Genomic DNA, 1,285 nt, shown 5'->3' on the forward strand with positions numbered 1-1,285 from the left:
TGGAGTGAACCCTTAGAATGAGACGAAAAAAACACCTCTCTAAATCGTAAGTATCAGTTATGATTTTAATGGAGGTGTTTTTCTTATGGGGAAAAAGACGCATTATCCCGCCGAAATAAAGTGGAAAGTAGTTGAAATGAAACACCAAGGATTCAAAAACAAAGAAATTATGGATGCCTTAGGAATTAAGCATGTGGCTCAAATTAAAACTTGGATGAAATGGTATCGTGAAGGCGAAACCTATCGGTTTGAACAGTCTATTGGAAGACAATCTGCACATGGAAAAGGCTTAAAAAGGTTAACAGAACTTGAACAAAAAGAATTAGAAATACGTTATTTAAAGGCAAAGATTATATTGCTGGAAAAGTGCCAAGAAATCTTAAGGAGGTGGGAGGAAAAGAAGAAATAATGAAAATGATAAAGGAATGGCAATCAGTTTTTACAATTGCAGAACTGTGTTCCATATTTAATATTTCACGTGCCACTTATTATCGTTGGAAAAAGCAGGAGAAACCAGTAACTAATCATGAAGAAAAAACCGTAATAGAAATATGTCAACATCATAAATATCGGTATGGATATCGTCGGGTTACAGCTTGTCTACGTGATCAATTTAACATCGTAATGAATCATAAAAAAGTATTACGTATCATGAGAAAATACAACGTATTATCTCGGGTTAGAAAAAAGAAAAAGATATTTGTGCTCGGTCATGAACCAGTGGTAGCTAAAAATAGAATACAACGGAGATTTAAAGCTACCAAGCCTAATGAAAAATGGTTCACTGATATCACGTATTTGATGTTCGGCAATAAGACTCTTTATTTTTCATCTATTATAGATGGGTTTAACAATGAAATTGTAAGTTATAAAATAGCTGAGACACAGGATGTTTCTCTTGTATTAGATACTCTAAAAGAGGCTTTAAGAAAGCGAAATGTGATTGATACGATTTTACATTCGGATCAAGGAAAGGTGTATACATCAAAACAATTTCAAACATATGCCACAGAAAAAGGCATTATCACAAGCATGTCTCGTACAGGAAACTGCCATGATAATGCCCTCATAGAATCCTTTCATTCTCATTTGAAATCCGAAGGATTCTATGCGCAAAATATAAAACAATCGAATAATTCTAGTATAATACAAACTGTGGATGAATACATCCACTACTATAATAATGAACGGATTCAGAGAAAATTAGATAATATGTCACCTATAGCTTATAGGAAACATGTTATCTAGGTGTTTTTTCTTTGTCTCACCAAATGGGGGCAGACCA

General features: G+C 33.7%; 1 protein-coding gene. It reads left to right on the forward strand.

Annotation, left to right across the window (positions count from 1 at the left end):
- Nucleotides 1–85: 85 nt before the first annotated feature.
- Nucleotides 86–1,248, forward strand: a protein-coding gene (locus MR167_RS31450; protein ID WP_088118919.1) for an IS3 family transposase whose coding sequence is annotated in 2 segments (ribosomal slippage) — nt 86–353 and nt 353–1,248 — 1,164 coding nt in all. Because the reading frame shifts where the segments join, the coding sequence is not laid out codon by codon here.
- Nucleotides 1,249–1,285 lie beyond the last annotated feature (37 nt).

Origin of the sequence: Bacillus cereus group sp. BfR-BA-01355, from assembly GCF_022663675.1 — a bacterium.
GTDB classification, from domain to species: Bacteria; Bacillota; Bacilli; order Bacillales; family Bacillaceae_G; genus Bacillus_A; species Bacillus_A thuringiensis_S.